This is a genomic window from Halorubrum tibetense (assembly GCF_042661865.1).
In the GTDB taxonomy this organism is placed as follows: domain Archaea; phylum Halobacteriota; class Halobacteria; order Halobacteriales; family Haloferacaceae; genus Halorubrum; species Halorubrum tibetense.
In genome coordinates this window covers 1-16,601 of record NZ_JBHSWW010000034.1, presented here as the reverse complement: position 1 = coordinate 16,601, position 16,601 = coordinate 1, and the positions used below count along the sequence as shown (strand labels likewise).

The window sequence follows — 16,601 nt, the reverse complement described above, 5'->3', positions numbered from 1 at the left end:
ACTCGACCGCCGAGAGGAACTCGTCGGCGATCTCCGGGTCCGTGTCGCGCCCGTCCGTGAACGCGTGGGTCGTCGCGGGGACGCCAGCCGCGGCCGCGGCGTCGATGAGCGCCTCCAGGTGGGAGACGTGCGAATGGACTCCGCCGTCGGAAACGAGTCCCATGAAGTGGACGCGCCCGCCGGTGTCACGGACGTGATCGAACGCCGACGCAAGGGCGTCGTTGTCGGCGAACGTCCCCGCCGCGAGCGAGTCCGTGATCCGGGTGTACGCCTGTTTGACGACTCGGCCAGCGCCGATGTTCAGGTGGCCGACCTCCGAGTTCCCCATCTGGCCGTCAGGGAGGCCGACGCGCCGACCGTGAACGACGAGCGACCCGTACGCGCCGCGCTCGACAGCGTCGTCGAACGTCGGGGTGTCGGCCGCCGCGACCGCGTCGCGCCCGCCATCGGTCGGGATCCCCGACTCGTCCGCGAGATCGCCCGTCCGGTACGGCGAGTCGGGGCCGAGCCCCCAACCGTCGAGAATAACGAGTGCAGTCCGCATACCGGTATCTCCCTGCCGCGGGGTAATTACCCTTCGCTCCGTGTCGTGACTTCCGTTCGGCCGATCGCGTGAAGTCAGGCTTTTATCTGCTGGACACTAACCACACGTTAATGGACTCCGCGGTACTGCTCGATCTCCTCGGGAACGAGAACCGGCGACGTATTCTCCGGCTTCTCGCGCAGAAACCCTGCTACGTCACGGAGATATCGGAGTACATCGGAGTGAGCCCGAAAGCCGTCATCGACCACCTCCGGAAGCTGGAGGAGGCCGGGCTGATAGAGTCGACGACGGACGACCAACGGCGGAAGTACTTCCGGATCACCCGAAGCCTCCGACTGGAGGTGAGCGTCTCCCCGTACGGGTTCGGCGCGAAGAGCGCGTACCCGGCGCGAAGCACCCTCGATATGTCCGGACGGTGTCCGCACCTCACGATCGAGATCGACGGCATCGACAACGGGTCGGACACCGGTGCCGACGCGGCGGGTTCGGACGCCGAGAGCGCCGACGCGGCGGGTTCGGACGCCGAGAGCGCCGACACGGCAGGCGCGGACGTCCTCGATCCGACTACTGACCGCGACGCTGGGGACGGCCGGAACGGCTCCGGTGTGGAGGGGACGGAAGCGTCGAGCGAGATCGCCGAGATAGCGGCCGAGTACGGTCGGCTTCAGGAGATCGACCGTGAGCTGTCGCTGGCCCAGCGGTGGATTCACGGTCGCGTCGAGGACGCACTCGCCGAGATCGACGAACGGCTCGGCACCGAGGCGGACAGCCGGTTCTACGCCGCCGTCCTCGCGGCGCTCACGGAAACCGACGGCACCGTGGAGTCGGTCGCCGAGGAGGTCGGCGCTCGCGAGGAGGCAGTCACCGACGCGCTCCGACGCCTCTCCGACGTCGGCGTCGTCACCCGGACGGGTGAGACGTATCGGATCCGGTGAGACGGCCGCATCCGCCGTTCGGTGACGAGCGGCCATCGATCGTCCGGAAACGGCGACCGTCCGGCGATCCCCGCCGCTTCCGGAACCTTTTGTCCCGTCCCGCGTCCAGATGAGTCGTGAGCCGCTACCGTACCGTCGCCGCGTTCCTCGCGCTCGCCGCCATCTGGGGCTCGGCGTTCATGGCCATCAACGCCGGCCTGGCGTACTTCCCGCCGGTGTTGTTCGCGGCCCTCCGGTTCGATATCGCGGGCGTGGTGATGCTGGCGTACGCGTTTTACGCGGCGGACGACCCCGTACCCCGTGGACGCGACCAGTGGACGGTCGTCGTCGTCGGGGCGGTTCTCATCATCGCGGCCTACCACGCGTTCCTCTTCGTCGGCGAGAGCGACCCGGCGGTGACGAGCGCCATCGCCGCGGTCATCGTGAGCCTCTCGCCGGTGTTGACCGCCGTGTTTGCGCGGGCGTTCCTCCCCTCCGAGCGGCTGACCGTCCTCGGCGTCGTCGGGCTGCTCGTTGGCCTCCTCGGGGCGGTCGTGCTTGCCGCGCCCGACCCGTCCAACCTGACGGGTGACGGAACGGGCGCGAAGTTCCTCGTGTTCCTCGCGGCCGCCGCGTTCGCGCTCGGCTCCGTCCTCACGCGCGTGCTCGACTCGGACATGGAGATCGAGACCATGGAGGCGTGGTCGATGCTGCTCGGCGCGGCGATCACCCACTTGGTCGCGTTCGGGCTCGGCGAGTCTGCGGCCGAGATCGTCTGGACGACGGAAGCGCTTCTCGCACTCGGCTACCTCGCGGTCGTCGCCAGCGGGATCGGCTTCCTGATCTACTTCGAGCTCCTCGACCGACTCGGGCCGATCGAGATCAACCTCGTCTCGTACGTCGCGCCGCTGTTCGCGGCGGTGTCGGGATGGCTCGTGTTGAACGAGGGGATCACGCTCCCCACCGTCGTCGGGTTCTTCCTGATCTGTGTCGGCTTCGCGCTCGTCAAGCGGGGGGCGATCAGCGAGGAGATCCGCCGGAGCGGGTGGCTGTCCGGGTGAGCGTCCGAAACCCCGTCCCGACCCAGCAGACATTTGTCGCCGCGTCGTAACTCCCGGGTATGAACCGCGAAGCGGTCGCCGGTCGCATCGACCACACCGTACTCGGCCCGACGACCACGTGGAGCGACGTCGAGACCGTACTGGAGGAAGCCTCGGAACACGGGATGAACGCCTGTATCCCGCCGTGTTATCTCACCGAGGCGGCCGATCTCTCAGACACCCCGGATACGACCGCGACGGTGATCGGGTTCCCGCACGGCCAGTCGTCCGCGGTCGCGAAACGCGAGGAGGCGGTTGACGCGTGGGACGCCGGGGCCGACGAGCTCGACGTCGTGATCAACATCGGCCGGCTGAAAGCGGGCGAGGTCGACGCCGTCGCGGCCGAGATCAGCGAGGTCGTCGCCGCGGTACCGATCCCGGTGAAAGTGATCATCGAGACGGCGCTGTTGACGGACGAGGAGAAACACCGGGCCTGTGAAGCGGCCGTCGACGCCGACGCCGACATGGTGAAGACGTCGACCGGGTTCGCCGACGGCGGCGCGACCGTCGCGGATGTCGAGCTGATGAGCGAGTACCTTCCAGTGAAGGCGTCCGGCGGCGTCGGCTCGTACGAGGACGCGATGGCGATGTTCGAGGCGGGCGCCGAGCGGATCGGCACGTCCTCGGGCGTCGCCATCGTCGAGGGCGCGCCGGAGTGACGGTGACGCCGGACTGACGGCGAACGGAGCGATGGCGAACGGAGCGTCGTCGCCTCCGCCTCGTGCCCGCCGTATTAACGATCCGATCGCTCGTACTGACGCACCGGTGAGAAAGAATAAAGCATACGATCAGTTCTATCTGTTCTTTATGCGGGACTGATCTCGAATATGCGTGAGATGAGGCCCGCGGGTCGGTGAGGTTAAATAATATCCGCGGAGACGGACACCCATGTCAACCGAGGGCGGCTCCGACGACCAGGGAGGTGGCTCGGCGTGAGCGACGACGAGGAGCTCGCCAAGAGCCTCGGACTGGTCTCGGCGTGAGCGACGACGAGGAGCTCGCCAAGAGCCTCGGACTGGTCTCGGCGATGACGATCGGGATCGGGACCATGATCGGGGCGGGGATCTTCGTCCTTCCGGGCGTGGCCGCGAACGACGCCGGTCCGGTCGTCGTCGCCTCGTTCCTGATCGGCGGGGGCGTCGCGATGGTGAACGCGCTGTCGGTCTCCGAGCTCGGGACCGCGATGCCGAAGGCGGGCGGGGGGTACTACTACGTCAACCGCGCGTTGGGGCCGATGTTCGGCTCGATCGCCGGGCTCGGCGACTGGCTCGGACTGGCGTTTGCGTCCGCGTTCTATTCGATCGGGTTCGGCCAGTACCTCGTGACGCTGCTCGGTGAGACGACGTTCGCGCTCCCCGTCATCGGAACGTTCGCGCTCATCCCGTCGTTCGATCTCGGCCTGTTCACCGTCACCCAGATCCAGATGGGTGCGCTGTTCGCCGGGACCGTCTTCATCGGCGTCAACTACATCGGTGCCAAGGAGACGGGTGGGATCCAGACGGTCATCGTCACGCTGCTGCTCGTCATCCTCGGCGTGTTCGCGATCGCCGGGTGGTTCTCGTTCGATTACGGGACGCTCACCGCCGACGGGTGGGCACCGACCGAGCGTGGGTACGGCGCTATCCTCCCCGCGACGGCGCTCGTGTTCGTCTCCTTCCTGGGATACGCGAAGATCGCGACGGTCGCCGAGGAGCTCGAGAACCCCGGGCGAAACCTCCCGATCGCGATCATCGGCTCGGTCGCCATCGTGACCGTCATCTACGGGATCCTCGTGACGATCATGCTCGGTATCGTTCCGTGGGACGTCCTCGACACCGACGCGCCCGTCGCCCAGGCGGCGGAGATCGCCTTTCCGGACCAGCTGTTCGGTGTGACCGGCTTCGCGGCCGCGGCGGCGACGGTGATGACGCTCGGCGCGCTGCTCGCGACCGCCTCGTCCGCGAACGCATCGATCCTCTCGTCGGCTCGGATCAACTTCGCGATGGGCCGTGACAAGATCGTCACCAACTGGCTCAACGAGATACACCCGCGCTTCTCGACGCCGTACCGGTCGATATTCCTCACCGGTGGGATGATCGTCGTGTTCATCATCCTGCTCGGACAGGACCTCAGTATCCTCGCGCAGGCGGCGTCGGTCCTCCACCTCATCGTGTACGCCCTGATGAACGCCGCGCTGATCGTGTTCCGGGAGGCGGACGTCCCGCAGTACGATCCCGATTTCACCGTCCCGCTGTACCCGATAACCCCGATAGTCGGGATGGTGCTTTCGCTCGCGCTGATCGGCTTTATGAGTCCGATCGAGATCGGCCTGTCGGCGGCGTTCGTCGTCGGCGCGGTGCTCTGGTACTTCTTGTACGCACGGCGGGAGACGACCCACCAGGGGTACCTCGGCCAGTACATCCTCGATCGGGCCGAGGAGATGCCGGAGTCCGCGGTCTCGGCCGCGGAGTCCGTGCAACCCGAAAAGACGGACTACCGCGTGATGGTGCCGCTCGCGAACCCCCGGACCGAGAGCGAGCTGATCGAGCTCGCCTCGATCATGGCGAAGGCGAACGACGGGGTCGTCGAGGCGGTCCACGTCGTCACCGTTCCGGACCAGACGCCGCTGTACGCGGGCGCAGAGCACGTCGAGCGGATCGACGCGGAGTCCGAACGGCTCCTCGATTCCGCTCGCGAAAGCGCCGAGACGTTCGGCGTCGACGTCGAGACGCGGACCGTGATCTCCCACCAATCCTTCGAGGAGATCTTCCATTCCGCCGAAACCGGAAATGCGGACCTCGTCGTGATGGGATGGGCGAACCAGCCGTTCTGGTCGTCCGGGACGGTGTCGCGGGGCCTCGACGAGCTCACGCGGGAGCTCCCGTGTGACTTCCTCGTGTTGAAGGACCGCGGGTTCGACCCCGAACACCTCCTCGTGCCGACGGCCGGGGGATCGGACTCCGACCTCTCCGCGGAGGTCGCCCGGACGCTTCGCGACGGTCGCGGATCGGAGGTCGAGCTCCTCTACGTCGTCGACGGGCCGGAGAACCGCGCCGCGGGCACCGAGTTCCTCGGCAAGTGGGCACAGGAGCACGACCTCGGCGACGCGACGCTCACGGTCGACACCGAGGGCGACGTCGAGGACGCGATCGGCCGGCACTCCCGCGAGTCGAGCATGGTGATCGTCGGCGCGACCGAGCGCGGACTCCTCTCGCGGCTGTTCAGCGGGTCGCTCGTCTACGACATCGTCAACGAGGTCGACTCGTCGGTGCTGCTGTGTGAGCGTCCCGACACCCGGTCGCTGTGGGAGCGGATCTTCGGCCGCGGATCGGCCGCCAACCGTGAGGACGACCCGGTCACCGCGGCCGACGCCGATGAGAGCGGTGACGGCCCTGAAGACGAGTGGTCGGGCGGTAGCTCGGACGACGACGCCCCCGCAACGACCGGCTGATCGGTTCTTGGCCCTCCGCACACGCACGGAACACGTCGGTCGGTTTTTGTCCGTCCGCGTCGGATCCGAACCATGACCATCGACACGGACGCCGTCGAGGAGCTGATCGAAGCGGGGATCCCCGACGCGGTCGCGCGGGTGACCGCCCCACGGATCCACAACGACGAGGACGAGGACGCTCACTTCGCGGTCGTGGCGGTGTCTCCCGCCTTCGACGGGGAATCGCTCGTCGACCAACACCAGCGTGTGTACGACGCGGTCGGCGACCACATGACCCGATCCGTCCACGCCCTGGAGATCAAGACGTACACGCCGGCCGAGTACACCGAACACGGCGACGGAACCCTCGACGACGAGCTCCGCGAGGCGGGGCTGCTCCCCGCGGAGTAGGGCCCTGCGCGCTCGCCGGCCGACGCCGGGACGGCCCTGATCCCGCGACCATCTCGAACCGCAACCGATCCGACCCCGCAACCGCCACCTCCGACATATGCCGCCTTCCCCGTCGACGCTCGCCCGACTCCGACACGCCTCTTGGGTAGTCGTCGCGCTCGTCGTCGGTTCGTTTCTGGTCGGCGTGTACGTCAGGGCGAGTCGGCTCGACTCGGCGTTCGCGCTCGTCGTTGTCGGCTTCCTCGTGGTGAACGGCGGGCTCGTCGTCCTCGGCGCGTGGGCCACGAACCGGGAGTGATCAACGGCGGCAGCGGCCGCGGTCGTCCACGTATCGAACCGTGTACTGCCGCCCTCGGGAGGGGGAAGGGTTCGCCCGGCCGTGAAACGGTATCGATCGGGTGAGTTTTCATCTCGGCGGTCGCACTCTCGTCTATGTCTGAGGACGCCGTCCGTGTGGGAGTACTATCGTTACACAACAGCAAGGAGACGAAGGCGATCTGTAACGCGGTCGAGGACCTGGGTCACGAACCCGTCTGGCTTCGCGAGGAGAACGCCGCGATAAGCGTTGAGGACGGCGTCGTCGAGATCGAACCGCCCGTCGACGTGATCGCCAACCGGCTCCTGCTGTCGAACACCGACCAGCCCGCGGAGCTGCTCGGGCTGGCGGCGACGTTCGAACGGATCCGACCGATGCTGAACGAGCCGGACGCCGTGCTCGCGTCGATCCACAAGTTCGCGACCGCCGCGACGCTCGCGGACTGGAACATCCGTGTTCCGGACGCCCTGCTCGCGCTGTCGAACGACCGGCTCAACGAGGGGCGCGAGCGCTTCGGCGACGTCGGCGTGTACAAGACCGCGATCGGCACCCACGGCGGCGGCACGTGGAAGGTCGATCTCACCGAGCGCGTCAACCCGAAGGTCGGCAACCGGCAGGCGTTCCTCCAGCAGCTCATCGACCGCGACGACGAGAAGCACCGCGACCTCCGGGTGTACATCGTCGGCGACGAGATCGTCGGCTCGATGTACCGGTACGCACCGGAGGGGGACTGGCGGACCAACGTCGCACTCGGCGGGGCGGTCGAGGACGCCACCGACGACATGCCCGAAGAGGCCGCGGAGACCGCGCTGTACGCGGCCGACGTGATGGGGCTCGATTACGCCGGCGTCGACCTCGTCGAGGGGTACGACGGCTGGTACGTGCTCGAAGTGAACCCGACCGCCGGGTTCAAAGGGCTGTACGAGGCGACCGGCACGAGCCCCGCACCGCATATCGCCAAGCTCGCGATCGAGTCGGTCGATGGGGAGGTCGACGACGACGACGTCGAGCGGCTCGCGGCGACGCTTGACGACTCCCGGCCCTCCTGTGCGCCGGCACCGAAACCGAGCCCGACGGAACAGCCCGTCATCGGGTACATCGAGGAGGTCGTCGTAACGGGCACCTCGGGGTCGACCCAGTCGCTCGCGAAGTCCGACACGGGGGCAACCCGGACGAGCATCGACACCAGCCTGGCGGCGGAGATCGGGGCCGGCCCGATCAAGAGCATGACCCGCGTGAAATCCGGCAGCGTGAAGGGCGGGAAGGCCCGCCCGGTCGTCGATCTGGTGATCGGGATCGGCGGGAACCAACACACCGTCACCGCCAGCGTCGAGGACCGCGGCCACATGGAGTACCCCCTGCTTCTTGGTCGTGACATCCTCACCGACTACCGCGTCGACGTCCGGAAACGCGCAGACGTCGAGGAGGCCGAACGCGACGAGGCCGGGGAGATCTTAGAGGAGTAACGCGGCCGCGCCCGATCCTTCCGCGGCCATCCGTTGCCGATACCAACGCACACGCCTCACGCTCACGACTCGTACGCCGCCCACACGTATCGCGTGCCGTAGCTCCGGTACGGCCGCCACGCCTCGGCGATCTCCCGCATCTCCGCCCGACTCAGATCGTCGCCGTCGGCGTACAGCGCCTCGATCCCCTTTCTAACGGCGAGATCCCCGAGCGGGAGCACGTCCTCACGACCGAGCGCGAAGATCAGGTACATCCGGGCCGTCCACTCGCCGACGCCGTGGATCCGGGTCAGCGCTTCCACCACCGCCTCGTCGTCGCGGTCGGCGAGGGCCTCTTGAGTGAGTGCCGGTTCTCCCGTCTCGAACGCCTCGGCGACCGACCGGAGGTACTCGATCTTGGTCCGGCTGACGCCGGCCTCAGCGAGCCGATCGGGGTCGGCGGCGAGCACGCGCGCCGGCGTCACCGCGTCGCCGATCACGTCGAAGGCGCGTTCGCGGATCGCCGCGGCCGACGCGGTCGAGAGCTGCTGATTCAGGATCGACACGCAGAGCCGCCGGAACGGGTTCTCGGCGGGCTCGACCGTGAGCCGACCGAACCGTTCTATCAGTCGGTCCATCACCGGATCCCGGCGAAGCGTCGCGGCGACCTCGTCGTCCATCGAGTTCTGATCGGGCTCGTACCGACATGGCGGTTTCGACGATTTATAAACTCACAGCGAGTTGTTCGTTTGGGAAATGGAAACGTTCAACCGGGATGGTTCCGACCGGTCGATCATGCAAGTCGACGACGTACAACGAGTGACGGTGCTCGGGGCCGGGAACATGGGACACGGTATCGCCGAGGTGGCCGCGCTCGCCGGTTACGACGTAGTTATGCGCGACATCAAGGAGGAGTTCGTGCAGAACGGCTACGAGCAGATCGAGTGGTCACTCGACAAGCTCGCGGAGAAAGAGCGGATCTCGGCCGAGGAAGCCGATGCGGCGCTCGACCGGGTCGACCCCATCGTCGACCTCGAAACCGCCGTGTCGGACGCCGACGTCGTCATCGAGGCGGTGCCGGAGCAGATGGCGATCAAGAAGGACGTGTACGGCGACCTCGAGGAGCACGCTCCGGAGCGGACCGTCTTCGCGACGAACACGTCCAGTCTGTCGATCACGGAGCTCTCGGAGGTGACGAACCGGCCCGAGCGGTTCTGCGGGATGCACTTTTTCAACCCGCCCGTACGAATGCAGCTCGTCGAGGTCATCTCCGGCGCTCACACGTCCGACGAAACGATGGACCTGATCGAGGGGCTCGCCGAGGAGATGGGGAAGACGCCGGTTCGCGTCCGCAAGGACAGCCCGGGGTTCATCGTCAACCGGATCCTCGTTCCGCTGATGAACGAGGCCGCGTGGATCGTCGAGTCCGGCGACGCGACGATCGAGACCGTCGACTCCACGACCAAATACGACATGGGCCTCCCGATGGGTTCGTTCGAGCTCGCCGATCAGGTCGGGATCGACGTCGGCTATCACGTCCTCGAGTACATGCACGAGGTGCTCGGCGACGCGTATCGGCCCTGCCCGCTGCTCGCCGAGAAAGTCGACGCCGAGGAGCTCGGCAAGAAGACCGGCTCCGGCTTTTACGACTACGAGAACGGGGGCGCGAACGTCCCCACGGACGCGGCGGACGCCGACGTTCGCCGCCGCCTGCTTGCGGTGATGGCCAACGAGGTCGGTGGGCTGATCGAGAACGACGTGGCGGACGCGACGGCGATCGACCGCGCCGTCACGCTCGGGGCGGGGTTCCCGGACGGTCCCGCGAAGCTCGCCGACGCGGAGGGATTGGAGGCGCTGTGTGACACGCTCGACGACCTCAAAGCCGAGACCGGGGAGGCGCGCTACGAGGCGACCGAGGGGCTCCGCGATGCGGCCGCGGCCGGCGGGTTCCACGGCGGCGACGACGAGGGCGAGGACCACGAGTTCGACACGCTGGTCGTGAGCGTCGAGGGCGCGGTCGGCCATATCGAGATCGACCGCCCACACCGGATGAACACGATAAGCGGCGAACTGCTCGAAGAGCTGTCCGCCGCGATCGATGTATTCGACGAGGACGACGATGTACGGTCGATCCTGCTTACGGGCGCGGGCGACCGCGCGTTCTCCGCCGGGGCCGACGTCCAGAGTATGGCTGCCGGCGGCGGTGACCCGATCGAGGCGGTCGAGATCTCCCGGACGGGCCAGCGGACGTTCGGGAAGCTCGAGGCGTCCGACAAGCCCGTAATCGCCGGGATCGACGGCTACTGTCTCGGCGGCGGCATGGAGCTCGCAACGGCGGCAGACCTCCGGGTCGCCTCCGAGCGCTCCGAACTCGGTCAGCCTGAACACGACCTCGGACTGCTGCCGGGATGGGGTGGGACCCAGCGGCTCGCCCGGATCGTCGGGGAGGGGCGTGCGAAGGAGATCATCTTCACTGCCGACCGCTACGAGGCCGAGACGCTCGCGGAGTACGGTTTCCTCAACGAAGTGGTCGCGAACGACGAGCTCGACGACCGCGCGTGGGAGCTCGCCGAGGAGCTCGCCGCGGGCCCGCCGATCGCCCAGCGGTACACGAAACGCGCGATGCACGCCGGCCGGACCGACGACGAGGCCGGCTTGGAAGTCGAAGCGCAGGCGTTCGGCCACCTGATGAACACCGAGGACCTCATGGAGGGGATGACGGCGTTCATGGGTGACGGCGAACCCGACTTCAAGGGGAAGTAACGCGATTTCGGGGTCGTCATCTCCGTCAGCCGACCCGCGTTCGAATGACTCGGAGCGGGCGACCTATTCGAGGTCGAACCGGTCGAGCTGCATGACCTTGCTCCAAGCGTCGACGAAGTCCTCGACGAACGTCTCCTCGGCGCTGTCGGCGCCGTACACCTCGGCGATGGCGCGGAGGCGGGCGTTCGACCCGAACACGAGATCGACTCTAGTGGCTTCCCACTCGACCTGCCCGGTCTCGCGGTCGATCAGCTCGTACGTGTCCCCGTCGTCGGCCGGTTCCCACTCGTACTCCATACTGAGCAGGTTCACGAAGAAGTCGTTGCTCAGCGTTCCGGGGTCGTCGGTGAAGACACCGAGATCGGAGTCCCGGTAGTTCGCACCGAGCGCGCGCATACCGCCGACGAGTGCGGTCATCTCGTGGGCGGTCAGGTTCAGCAGATCGGACTTGTCGACCAACAGCTCCTCCGGCTGGCGTTCGGCCTCGTCGGAACGATAGTTACGGAACCCGTCGGCTTTCGGTTTTAGCGCCTCGAAGGACTCGACGTCGGTCCACTCCTGAGAGGCGTCGGTGCGCCCCGGTTCGAACGGAACCGTGACGTCGTAGCCGGCATCGGCGGCCGCCGCTTCGACCGCCGCGTTGCCGCCCAACACGATCAGGTCGGCGAGCGAGACGCGGACGTCGTCCGACCGCGAGTCGTTGAACTCCGCTTTGATCTCCCGCAAGGTATCGAGGACCGCCGCCAGTTGATCGGGCTCGTTCGCCTCCCAGTCACGCTGTGGGCGGAGCCGGATCCGAGCACCGTTGGCGCCACCTCGCTTGTCGCTGTCGCGGTACGTCGACGCCGAGGCCCACGCGGTCTTGACGAGCTGTCGCTTCGAGAGATCCGAGTCGAGAACCCGCGTTTTGAGCTCAGCTATCTCCGTATCGCCGATGCGGTCGTAGTCCGCGTCGGGGATCGGGTCCTGCCAGATCATCGTCTCGTCTGGAACTTCGGGACCGAGGAACCGCTCCGGCGGGCCCATGTCCCGGTGGATCAGCTTGTACCACGCCTTCGCGAAGGTTATCCCGAACTCCATCGGGTTCTCCTGGAACCGCTCGAGGATCTCCCTGTACTCCGGGTCCCGCTTGAGCGCGACGTCGGTCGTTAGCATCATCGGCGTCGCGCTTCCGTCTTCCTCGTGTGCGTGTTCCGCTGCACCCTTGAGAGCGCCGTCTTTGGGGCGCCACTGCCACGCACCGCCCGGCCCCTCGTGGGGCTCCCACTCGTACTTGAGCAGGTTATCGACGTAGTCCATATCCCACTCGATCGGGGACTGTGTCCATGGTCCCTCGATGCCGCTCGTGATCGTGTCGGCCCCCTTGCCGTCACCGTGCTCGTTCTCCCAGCCGAGCCCCTGCTGTTCGATCGGTGCCTCCGCGGGCGGCGCTCCGAGGTTCTCGTCGGAGTCGGCCCCATGCACCTTTCCGAACGTGTGGCCGCCGGCACAGAGGGCGACGGTCTCCTCGTCGTTCATGGCCATCCGGTCGAACGATTGCCGGATGTACTTCGCGGACTCCTTCGGATCGGGACGACCGCCCGGCCCCTCCGGGTTCACGTAGATCAGCCCCATGTGGTCCGCGGCGAGGTCGCCCTGGAGGTTCCCCTCGTCGTCGTGGCGTTTGTCCTCCATCATCTCCTCTTCCGGCCCCCAGTCGACGCCCTTGTCGGCTCGGAACGCGTCCTCACGCCCGCCGGCGAAGCCGAAGGTCTCGAAGCCCATCGACTCCATCGCGACGTTACCGGAGAGGACCAGTAGGTCGGCCCAGGAGAGCTTGCGTCCGTACTTCTGTTTGACCGGCCACAGCAGTCGGCGAGCCTTGTCGAGGTTCGCGTTGTCCGGCCAGCTCTCGACGGGCGAGAACCGTTGGGTACCGCCGGATGCGCCGCCACGACCGTCGGTAGTGCGGTACGTCCCGGCGCTGTGCCACGCCATCCGGATGAGTAGCGGCCCGTAGTGGCCGTAGTCCGCCGGCCACCAGTCCTGCGAGGTCGTCATGAGTTCCTCGAGATCCGCTTTCACCTCGTCGAGATCCAGCGATTCGAACGCCTCGGCGTAGTCGAAGTCCTCGTCGTACGGTCCGAGGTGTTGAGCGTTTTGATCGAGGATCTCCAGATCCAGTTCGTTGGGGAACCAATCGTGATCGGTTTGCTGAGACATCTGGTTCACCGAATAATTCTTCCACCTCAAATAAAAAAGTGTTCAATCCCGGGTGAGAATCCAGCAATAGTAACCTGTGTTTGTATAGAACAAAGATATATTTCAATATTCAAAAACTGAGGCTATTTCATTACGTGTGCCGAAGCGATCGTCGGTCGTACACCGATGTCCTGGGTCGTGTGGTGGTCTATCGTAACCGCGCGAGGTTCGCCATCGCGGCCGCGCGAGTTCGTCACCGGCTCGACCTGACGAGCACACTCAAGTTGCTCCCACTGGATACTCGCCCATGAACGCCAAGCGCTTCCTGTTCATCTCCGCCGATGCCGCGCTGATCACCGACCTCGCCTGGCAGATCCACCGGGAGGGCCACGAGGTGAAGTATTACATCGAAGCAGAGACCGACAAGGAGATCGGCGACGGGTTCGTCCAGAAGACGGACGACTGGCGCGCGGAAGTGGACTGGGCCGATGTCGTCGTCTTCGACGACATCTGGGTAGGCTCCGATATCGGCACGGGGGCGATCGCCCGGAAGCTCCGTGATGAAGGGAACGCCGTCGTCGGTGGAACGCCGAACACCGATCGTCTCGAAGAGGATCGCGGCTACGCGATGGAGGTCCTCGAAGAACACGGTGTCAACACGATCGAACATCACATCTTCCACGACTTCGACGAGGGGATCCAGCACGTCCAGGAGAATCCCGCTCCGTACGTTATCAAACCACTCGGCGAGGTCCAGAACGTCAAACGGCTCCTTTACGTCGGTAATGAAGGCGATGGCAGCGACGTCGTTGACGTCTTGCGGGCCTACAAGAAGGCGTGGGGCCACCGGATGAAAGGATTCCAGCTCCAGCGGAAAGTCGAAGGTGTTGAAGTCGCTATCTGCGGCTTTTTCAACGGAAACGAGTTCATTGATCAAGTCAATTTTAATTTCGAGCACAAGAAGTTGTTCCCCGGAAACATCGGCCCCTCCACCGGTGAGATGGGAACGTCGATGTTCTGGGCGGGTCAAAACAAATTATTCGAAGAGACGTTCGGAAAGATCGAAGCCTGGCTCGCCGATGAAGGGTACGTGGGGAGTATCGACATCAACTGTATCGTGAACGAGAGCGGCATTTATCCGCTGGAGTTCACGCCGCGGTTCGGCTACCCGACGATCGCGTTACAGGAGGAATCGATCGAGTCGTCTACCGGCGAGTTCTTTTATGACCTCGCCCACGGCAACACCCCGGCTGTCGATGTTCACAACGGGTACCAGATCGCCGTCCGGATCGTCCTGCCGCCGTTCCCGTTCGACGACGAGAAGACGTACGACGAGAACTCGCGGAACGCCGCGGTAGTGTTCGAGACCGAGAGCCGTGAGGGGATCCACATCGAGGACGCGAAGAAGGTAGACGGCCAGTGGCGCGTGGCCGGCGACAACGGGATGCCGATCGTCGCCACCGGAAAAGGCGAGACGATGGGGGCCGCACGCGAACAGGCGTACGACCGGATCGACGACATCGTGATGCCGAACATGTACTACCGCGACGATATCGGTGAACGCTGGATCGACGGCGACGGCGACCGACTCCAAGCGTGGGGGTATCTCGGGCCGGGCGGTGGAGAGTAGCGTCGCCACCGGCGGGCGAGTCACTCCTCCGCGAAGGAGAGCCGAACCGGGTCGCCGGCGTCGAGGTCGCCATCGTCGATGACGTGTTCACCCGCCGCGAACGCTTCGTGGAGGTGTTCGTACGTCCGATCGACCGCCTCGACGATGACCTTCGTGTCGCCGACCACGGGCATGAAGTTCGTGTCGCCGGTCCACCGCGGGACGACGTGCGTGTGGAGGTGGTCGACCGAGCCACCGGCGGCCGCCCCGCCGAGATTGAGCCCGGTGTTGAACCCTTCCGGATCGATCCCGCGGCGAGCCGCCGCCAGCGTCGCGGCTTTCAGTCGTCCGTGGTCCAGCATCGTCTCGTCGTCGAGGCTCGCCCAGTCGTCGACGTGCGCCTCCGGGATCACCATCGTGTGGCCGGGATTGTACGGCGAGTTGTTCAACAGGACCACGTTGTGGTCGCTGCGCGCGACGACGAGGGCGTCTCGGGCGTCCTCGCGTTCCGGCAGGACACAGAACGGACAGCCGTCGACCGGGTCCTCGTCGCGCTCGACCCAGTCGATCCGCCACGGGGCGTAGATCTGCTCCATACGTCGGCGTCGGCCCGGGGACGCTTCAACCCTGTCGGTCCGGCGACCGAATGTCGTCGTGACCCTCGGCGGCCGATATGGCCGGAATACGAGTCGGGTTACATCGGTAGCACCCACACCTTTCGGGATCACCACGGAGACGGTTCATAGCGCACCCCCCGAATCCGGTTTTCTGCGGGTAGAGGTGGCTATGACTCTTGTTTATGGAAACCAGTAAAGATTTTGATGGGACCGCTGAGAGTCGAACTCAGGTCATACGGACCCCATCCGCATAGGATACCACTACCCCACGGTCCCGGCTTGCAATCCGGAAAACGACCGTCCAGTAATTAAGGACTTCGTTTCACTCGCCCTCGTCTCCGCGCTCGCGGGGGACAACGAGCTCGCCGTCGTCGCGGATCGCGAGGCTCGTTATCGGGTCACCCTCGTAGACGGCCAGCCCCTCGGCCCGCGCGATGACGTAGCCGTCGTGCTCGGCACGGATGGGTTCCTTCGAAGCGCCGTTCGCGGCGACGACCGACGCGAGGACGTCGCCCGCCTCGAACGACTCCCCGGCCTCGACGCGGTGCCGAACCAACCCCGCGGCGTCGGTCACCGGGCCTCGATACCGCCGTACCGGGAACTCGACCGGGGCTGGATCGACGTGATCTCCCGGGACGCCGACTCGCTCGGGGATCGACGCCTCGTCCAGCAGTCCGAGCTCGACCACGACCCCCATCGTGCCGGCGACCCCACCCGCCGCGAGCCGGTCGTCGACGACGCTGTGTGCGCCGAGCTCCGCGGTGAACGCTGGGATCCCCGCCTCGTTAAGCACCGCCCCCGCGAGTGACCGCTGGAGGGTTTCCTCGACGTATTCGGCCGCCGGGTACTCGGTGAGCGTCGGGAAGCCGAACGCGTCGACGATCGCTTCGAGTCTCCCAGCGAGCTGTTCGGCTTCTCGCTCCGTCCGGCGGTCGCCGTACAGCACACGGTCGCGGATCGCGAACGGTTCGCTCGCGACGCCCGCAGTGTGACAGTCGATCAGCGCATCGGCGGAAACACGGTCATCGACGTTCCGGTCGTCACCGCTCCTGCCGTCACCGCTCCGATCGCCGGCGTTTCGGTCGCCGTCACCCACCCCGTTCCCGCCGACGATCGCCTCGTACAGCCGCGTGTCGATCCGCTCCTGGAGCGCCGGCGGGCGGGCGGACTCGTGGTCCGCGTCCGGGAAGTGGCGGTTCGGGTCCTCGTCGCCGTAGTAGGTGTGTCGCGCGTTCCGGCGGACGCCGGCCGGCGAGACCACCGGAACCGCGACGACGCATCCGGCGAGGTCG

At 66.3% G+C, this 16,601-nt stretch carries 13 protein-coding genes, 1 tRNA gene and 1 pseudogene; 9 read left to right on the top strand and 6 right to left on the bottom strand.

The annotated features are described in order from the left end of the window. Nucleotides 1-544, bottom strand: a pseudogene (locus tag ACFQEU_RS04300) (2,3-bisphosphoglycerate-independent phosphoglycerate mutase); the annotation flags it as partial. 110 nt (nt 545-654) lie between these two features. On the opposite strand from ACFQEU_RS04300, the gene ACFQEU_RS04295 reads away from it, so the two are divergent. From ACFQEU_RS04295 to ACFQEU_RS04265, 7 genes are all read left to right on the top strand, one after another. Then, nucleotides 655-1,479, top strand: a complete 825-nt coding sequence (locus ACFQEU_RS04295) for an ArsR family transcriptional regulator (protein ID WP_379779611.1) — start codon at nt 655-657, stop codon at nt 1,477-1,479. 116 nt (nt 1,480-1,595) lie between these two features. Beyond that, nucleotides 1,596-2,519, top strand: coding sequence for a DMT family transporter (locus ACFQEU_RS04290; RefSeq protein WP_379779609.1), 924 nt, complete (start codon nt 1,596-1,598; stop codon nt 2,517-2,519). 59 nt (nt 2,520-2,578) lie between these two features. Continuing rightward, on the top strand, nt 2,579-3,217 hold the full coding sequence (gene deoC, locus ACFQEU_RS04285) for a deoxyribose-phosphate aldolase (RefSeq protein ID WP_379779607.1): 639 nt from the start codon (nt 2,579-2,581) through the stop codon (nt 3,215-3,217). 320 nt (nt 3,218-3,537) lie between these two features. Continuing rightward, nucleotides 3,538-5,988: an amino acid permease gene (locus ACFQEU_RS04280; RefSeq protein ID WP_379779605.1), complete on the top strand. Its 2,451-nt coding sequence runs from the start codon at nt 3,538-3,540 to the stop codon at nt 5,986-5,988. Between the two features lie 72 nt (nt 5,989-6,060). Continuing rightward, the gene (locus ACFQEU_RS04275; protein ID WP_379779603.1) at nt 6,061-6,378 is read left to right on the top strand and encodes a BolA family protein; all 318 of its coding nucleotides are present in this window, start codon (nt 6,061-6,063) and stop codon (nt 6,376-6,378) included. 97 nt (nt 6,379-6,475) lie between these two features. After that, nucleotides 6,476-6,676 carry a hypothetical protein gene (locus tag ACFQEU_RS04270; RefSeq protein ID WP_379779601.1) on the top strand — a complete coding sequence of 67 codons (201 nt, stop codon included), beginning with the start codon at nt 6,476-6,478 and terminating at the stop codon, nt 6,674-6,676. A gap of 134 nt (nt 6,677-6,810) precedes the next feature. Next, nucleotides 6,811-8,160, top strand: coding sequence for a putative ATP-dependent zinc protease (locus ACFQEU_RS04265; protein ID WP_379779599.1), 1,350 nt, complete (start codon nt 6,811-6,813; stop codon nt 8,158-8,160). Between the two features lie 62 nt (nt 8,161-8,222). On the opposite strand, the gene ACFQEU_RS04260 is transcribed toward ACFQEU_RS04265, so the two are convergent. Continuing rightward, on the bottom strand, nt 8,223-8,819 hold the full coding sequence (locus ACFQEU_RS04260; RefSeq protein WP_379779597.1) for a DNA-3-methyladenine glycosylase family protein: 597 nt from the start codon (nt 8,817-8,819) through the stop codon (nt 8,223-8,225). A gap of 115 nt (nt 8,820-8,934) precedes the next feature. Between ACFQEU_RS04260 and ACFQEU_RS04255 the strand changes: the two genes are divergently transcribed. Then, entirely contained in the window at nt 8,935-10,902 is a 1,968-nt protein-coding gene (locus ACFQEU_RS04255) for a 3-hydroxyacyl-CoA dehydrogenase/enoyl-CoA hydratase family protein (protein WP_379779595.1), read from the top strand. Nucleotides 10,903-10,965: 63 nt separating this feature from the next. On the opposite strand, the gene katG is transcribed toward ACFQEU_RS04255, so the two are convergent. Continuing rightward, the gene (gene katG / locus ACFQEU_RS04250; protein ID WP_379779613.1) at nt 10,966-13,104 is read right to left on the bottom strand and encodes a catalase/peroxidase HPI; all 2,139 of its coding nucleotides are present in this window, start codon (nt 13,102-13,104) and stop codon (nt 10,966-10,968) included. Between the two features lie 286 nt (nt 13,105-13,390). Between katG and ACFQEU_RS04245 the strand changes: the two genes are divergently transcribed. Continuing rightward, nucleotides 13,391-14,713, top strand: a complete 1,323-nt coding sequence (locus ACFQEU_RS04245; RefSeq protein WP_379779593.1) for a phosphoribosylamine--glycine ligase — start codon at nt 13,391-13,393, stop codon at nt 14,711-14,713. A gap of 20 nt (nt 14,714-14,733) precedes the next feature. Here ACFQEU_RS04245 and ACFQEU_RS04240 read toward each other — a convergent pair whose 3' ends face one another. The 3 genes from ACFQEU_RS04240 to ACFQEU_RS04230 form a co-directional block, all read right to left on the bottom strand. Further along, complete coding sequence (locus ACFQEU_RS04240) at nt 14,734-15,288, bottom strand: HIT family protein (RefSeq protein ID WP_379779591.1); 555 nt, start codon at nt 15,286-15,288, stop codon at nt 14,734-14,736. A 226-nt stretch (nt 15,289-15,514) separates the two neighbouring features. Then, nucleotides 15,515-15,585: transfer RNA gene (locus ACFQEU_RS04235), tRNA-Pro, on the bottom strand. 46 nt (nt 15,586-15,631) lie between these two features. After that, a partial coding sequence (locus tag ACFQEU_RS04230; protein ID WP_379779589.1) for a succinylglutamate desuccinylase/aspartoacylase family protein occupies nt 15,632-16,601 on the bottom strand: 970 nt, incomplete at its 5' end.

Bases quoted from the DNA above. Each gene is read 5' to 3' on its own strand.
- ACFQEU_RS04245 (WP_379779593.1), top strand. From the start codon at position 13,391: ATGAACGCCAAGCGCTTCCTGTTCATCTCCGCCGATGCCGCGCTGATC.
- ACFQEU_RS04255 (WP_379779595.1), top strand. From the start codon at position 8,935: ATGCAAGTCGACGACGTACAACGAGTGACGGTGCTCGGGGCCGGGAAC.
- ACFQEU_RS04270 (WP_379779601.1), top strand. From the start codon at position 6,476: ATGCCGCCTTCCCCGTCGACGCTCGCCCGACTCCGACACGCCTCTTGG.
- ACFQEU_RS04265 (WP_379779599.1), top strand. From the start codon at position 6,811: ATGTCTGAGGACGCCGTCCGTGTGGGAGTACTATCGTTACACAACAGC.
- ACFQEU_RS04275 (WP_379779603.1), top strand. From the start codon at position 6,061: ATGACCATCGACACGGACGCCGTCGAGGAGCTGATCGAAGCGGGGATC.
- ACFQEU_RS04260 (WP_379779597.1), bottom strand. From the start codon at position 8,819: ATGGACGACGAGGTCGCCGCGACGCTTCGCCGGGATCCGGTGATGGAC.
- deoC (WP_379779607.1), top strand. From the start codon at position 2,579: ATGAACCGCGAAGCGGTCGCCGGTCGCATCGACCACACCGTACTCGGC.
- katG (WP_379779613.1), bottom strand. From the start codon at position 13,104: ATGTCTCAGCAAACCGATCACGATTGGTTCCCCAACGAACTGGATCTG.
- ACFQEU_RS04240 (WP_379779591.1), bottom strand. From the start codon at position 15,288: ATGGAGCAGATCTACGCCCCGTGGCGGATCGACTGGGTCGAGCGCGAC.
- ACFQEU_RS04295 (WP_379779611.1), top strand. From the start codon at position 655: ATGGACTCCGCGGTACTGCTCGATCTCCTCGGGAACGAGAACCGGCGA.